We start from the raw sequence: 4,043 nt of genomic DNA, 5'->3' as shown, positions 1-4,043 counted from the left end.
GACTACGGCACACTAGAACCACACGAGAGTGGCCCTGTTTTCAGTTGGCAGAAGTGGCCCTGTTTTCAGTCGGCGTTAACAGACGACGATCGACAGCGATCAGCAACCCTACGCCAAGCAGGAGGAGGATGCTCGCCGCCCCGATCCGTACAGCCGGGTCGACACCTGCCACGGCGAGGACGCTGGAGGAGCTGGCCGAAAGCAGGGGCGCAGCCACGGTCACTGCCAAGACCGAGACGGTTCCGCTCGTCAACAACGGCAGCTCCGTAAACGCCATCTGCTATCAAACGCTGATTACTAGCTCACAACCGTTCGTGGCGACGTCCGCAAATAACGGCAGTTAGGTGAACTCATGATTACAAGAATCGCAATAATTCCCGGCATTCTGGTTGTCGGCGGGCTCGCGTACTTTCTTGATCTCGACGTCTGGGTCACGATGGGAACCGGTCTGCTCGTCGCGATCGTTGTTCTGTTGGCTGACGCCATCAGGGATCACCGGCAGCGAGCAAAACACACGTAGCGCGAGATTTGGGCAGGGCAGCCTCCGCTTACCGAAATTACCCTGCTTTCGGAAAGCCCCGCCAAGGCAGTCCCGCAGGTCGGCCTGCCGGGTTTGGACCGCTGGCAAGCCCGCAGCTTAACGAGCGGGTGGCAGTGCCGCCACGGAGAGGTGCTCTGACAACCGGCACAATATTCCGCTCGCTCGGAACAGGCAGACCTGGTCGCCGACGAAGCCACTTTCGAGGCGGTCCTAGTTCCCGACGAGTACGCATGCCAACATGCCCACCCCTTCATGGCCGCCCACATGACCCAGTGGTCGTCGTCGCTGTCCGCTTCAGACTCCGTTGAGAGCGTCCCTGGCAACTGTCGCGAAGCTGGCACCTGTTGCTAAAGCTAGGAGCTGTTGCCCACGCATCAGGAACAATTCTCTGCACGAGCAACAATTTGTGAACGGATGGTTTTATCCGGCGCGCACGCCGCGCTCGACTCTGTCGCCCAGGGCATTGTCCACGTTGTGCAAGTACTCGAAGGTACGAAGCAGGACCGGTTCGCTGACACCGTTGAGAAGCTGGCCTATGATGTTGCTAACCAGCCGCTGTCGGGCAGCGTCATCCATTATGTCGCGGACCAGAGTCCCCGCCTGGCCCCAATCGTCGTCCTCTGCGTGCAGCGTGGCGGCCGCACGCACCATGTCACCGTCGCTGTGCCATCCGGCCGGCTCACCGAAGCGCTCCGGGTCCGCGCTTGGTCCGCCTTGTGAGTTAGGCACGTAAGTCGGATCCCCTGGGTTGTGATGCCGCATGTGGCCATCTTTGGAATAGGATCGGACCTCGTTGTGCGGGGCATTGACCGGTAACTCGTTGTAGTTGGTACCGATCCGGGCCCGGTGCGCATCCGGATAGGCGAACATCCGGCCGAGCAACATTTTGTCAGGGCTCGGACCGATCCCCGGGACCATGTTGCTCACCTCGAATGCCGCCTGCTCGATCTCCGTGTGATAGTCACTCGGGTTGCGGTCAAGCGTCATGCGACCCACCTCGATCAGCGGGTAATCCTTCTGGGAGATAATCTTGGTGACATCGAACGGATTGAACCGGTAATCGTTGGCGGCATCAAAGGGCATGATCTGTATTTTCAAGGTCCAGCTCGGGTAATCGCCGCGCTCAACGGCGTTGTGAAGGTCACGGGTGTGGAAATCCCCATCCGTTCCGGCCATCGCGTCCGCTTCAGCCTGGGTGAAGAACTCAATACCCTGATTAGTTTTGAAGTGATAACGCACCCAGAACTGCTCACCTGCCGCGTTGACCCACATGTACGTGTGGCTGGAGAAACCGTCCATGTTCCGCCAGGTACGCGGGATGCCGCGGTCGCCCATCAGCCAAATGACTTGATGCGCAGACTCCGGTGAGAGGCTCCAGTAATCCCACTGCATATTGTTGTCACGCAGGTTAGTATCGGCGCGGCGTTTCTGCGAGCGGATAAAGTCCATGAACTTCATCGGATCACGCATGAAGAAGATCGGGGTGTTGTTGCCGACCATGTCGTAGTTGCCTTGCTCGGTGTAGAATTTAATGGCGAATCCACGTGGGTCCCGCCACGTGTCGGGGCTTCCACGCTCGCCCGCCACCGTGGAGAACCTGATGAGCAGGTCGGTCTTACGCCCAGGCTGGAAGAGATCGGCCTTTGTGTATGCGCTGACGTCATTCGTCACCTCGAAGTGGCCGAACGCCCCACCGCCCTTGGCGTGAGGCTGCCGCTCAGGCACACGTTCGCGGTTGAACTGCGCCATCTTCTCGATGGCGTAGTGATCTTGCAGGAGGATCGGACCGTCTGGGCTGACCGTTAACGAGTGTTCGTCGCTGGCTACGGGGATACCGGCATTGTTTGTCGTGAAGTTCTTACCTGACATTGTATTTTCCGTCCATTGGGCGATGTATTCGCGGACGCCTCCGGAATCGGTGCAACCTGTTCCGGTCATGTGGTGATGCTGTCAGTTGACGGCGATCATCACGTGAAAGCAGTCACTCCATACCACTCCTATATTTGAGCGCAGTCAAGGGCAGGCGCGGGGAGGCACTCATGGAAGCGAGGACTGCTGGCGCCCGCATCAGACATGATGGAGCAATGATCGTCATTCGTCGATATCAGCCGACCGACCGGGGCGACGTCGACCGGGTGTGCGTGATGACGAGCACAAGCGGCAGAGACGCAACCGGCCTCCACGCGGACGACAACGTGATACCAGACATCTTCGCCGGATCATACCGGGCTATCGAACCCGAGCTGGCGTTCGTCGTCGACACGGGCGAGTGGATGGCGGGATATGTGATCGCCACCGGCAACACCCGGCTGTTCGCCCGGCATTATCGCGAGGCGTCCGCGCGCCGCGCCGCCCTTGGGACCACTCCGGCGAACCGCATGATTGATCTTGGTTACCGGCCTGAGCGGATGAACATCGCAATGATCGACAAAATACCCCGCTCACCTGCACATCGATCTACCGCCTGGATGGGTATCGTCGAGCACGTCGACCCGAACACGAGCGTGGTCGAAGCCACCGTGCGCACCGAATCGCAGCTGCTGCGGGAATTCGCCGCCAGTATCAAACAGAACGAGGCTTGACTCCGATCCTCGCGCGCCGTGACGCTCAGGGCGCCGTGATCGTGCGGGCCGGCCAGCGCCGCACCCTCGCCGCCCCGCGAGCCGACTTCGGTCAGTGCTCGGCGCTGAACTTACGACGATTAGTCATGAAACAGATTCTCCTAACGTCTGTCTCAATTCACCATACGGGCGCAGTGTCCGCGACTGGCCTGACCGCGAGCACCCGCGCCCTTTTCCATACCCACTACGTTCCCCATAGGGGGCTACCTGGCTTTAGCGCGGTGTAAAAAATAATCCTCGACGCCCGAACAACCCACTGAAACCTTGTAAATCAGCTCGCTCCTAGTCGACTTTGCGAGCTTCTAATCCAGCAGCACCTCGACTTCGTCGTCATAGAAGGCTAGGTACCCTTTTAATCCGGCGGCGTCCGCGAGTGGATCCTCGTAGCTCCAGACGAGGTCTTCGACCGTTTGCCCGTCTAGGGTGAATGACCAATACGACGCTTTACCTTTATACGGGCAGAGAGTGCGTGTCGGACTCGGCGTAAGCGCTGTAAGTACGTCTTCTCTCGGCAAGTAATAACGGGTCGACAGCGTCGTCTCATAGAGTAATTTGCCGTGGACGGTGTCAGCAAGAAGCTGACCGTTCATCATTACTTGGATGTGCCGGGATGTGCGGCGGACGTCGACCCTGTGGAACGGATCGCGCGGATGAGCATCGATTTCCTCATCTTCCTCGAGCCAGCGGTCGAAACTGGTGAAATCAAGGATGACGAAGTCGGAGAGATCGGGGTCGTCGGCGACATAGCCCGAACCTGCAGGACCACGGAACTTGTCAAGGCGGATGAGACCAGTGGGAGTTTAGCCTGAATCCACCGGTCGACCTTTGAAGGAATCTTGATTTCGGTTTGGCGGGTTTTCTGATTTTCGGGCGTGGGTGAA

The 4,043-nt window shown here is 59.0% G+C and carries 5 protein-coding genes; 3 read left to right on the top strand and 2 right to left on the bottom strand.

The features are described 5' to 3' along the window. Positions 1-352 precede the first annotated feature (352 nt). Positions 353-520 (top strand): hypothetical protein, encoded by a 168-nt coding sequence (locus tag CXY71_RS20835; RefSeq protein ID WP_158252910.1) that lies wholly within the window; start codon positions 353-355, stop codon positions 518-520. A gap of 441 nt (positions 521-961) precedes the next feature. On the opposite strand, the gene CXY71_RS00450 is transcribed toward CXY71_RS20835, so the two are convergent. Further along, positions 962-2,410, bottom strand: a complete 1,449-nt coding sequence (locus CXY71_RS00450) for a catalase (RefSeq protein ID WP_104133779.1) — start codon at positions 2,408-2,410, stop codon at positions 962-964. 215 nt (positions 2,411-2,625) lie between these two features. Between CXY71_RS00450 and CXY71_RS00445 the strand changes: the two genes are divergently transcribed. Continuing rightward, positions 2,626-3,123: a hypothetical protein gene (locus CXY71_RS00445; RefSeq protein WP_104133778.1), complete on the top strand. Its 498-nt coding sequence runs from the start codon at positions 2,626-2,628 to the stop codon at positions 3,121-3,123. A 341-nt stretch (positions 3,124-3,464) separates the two neighbouring features. Here the strand turns inward: CXY71_RS00445 and CXY71_RS22495 are convergent, their stop codons facing one another. Next, positions 3,465-3,752, bottom strand: a complete 288-nt coding sequence (locus CXY71_RS22495) for a DUF427 domain-containing protein (RefSeq protein WP_368665842.1) — start codon at positions 3,750-3,752, stop codon at positions 3,465-3,467. Between CXY71_RS22495 and CXY71_RS21335 the strand changes: the two genes are divergently transcribed. Further along, positions 3,720-3,971, top strand: a complete 252-nt coding sequence (locus CXY71_RS21335; protein WP_199184126.1) for a hypothetical protein — start codon at positions 3,720-3,722, stop codon at positions 3,969-3,971. The two genes, CXY71_RS22495 and CXY71_RS21335, sit on opposite strands and share 33 nt — an antisense overlap. Positions 3,972-4,043 lie beyond the last annotated feature (72 nt).

Origin of the sequence: Cryobacterium sp. Y62 (assembly GCF_002929785.1) — a bacterium.
Lineage (GTDB): Bacteria > Actinomycetota > Actinomycetes > Actinomycetales > Microbacteriaceae > Cryobacterium.
The sequence above is the reverse complement of the archived record's forward strand: the minus strand, read 5'-3'. Positions and strand labels throughout refer to the sequence as shown.

What these genes read in the sequence shown, in the direction of transcription:
- CXY71_RS20835 (WP_158252910.1), top strand. Translation starts at nt 353, where the DNA reads ATGATTACAAGAATCGCAATAATTCCCGGCATTCTGGTTGTCGGCGGG.
- CXY71_RS00450 (WP_104133779.1), bottom strand. Translation starts at nt 2,410, where the DNA reads ATGTCAGGTAAGAACTTCACGACAAACAATGCCGGTATCCCCGTAGCC.
- CXY71_RS00445 (WP_104133778.1), top strand. Translation starts at nt 2,626, where the DNA reads ATGATCGTCATTCGTCGATATCAGCCGACCGACCGGGGCGACGTCGAC.
- CXY71_RS22495 (WP_368665842.1), bottom strand. Translation starts at nt 3,752, where the DNA reads ATGAACGGTCAGCTTCTTGCTGACACCGTCCACGGCAAATTACTCTAT.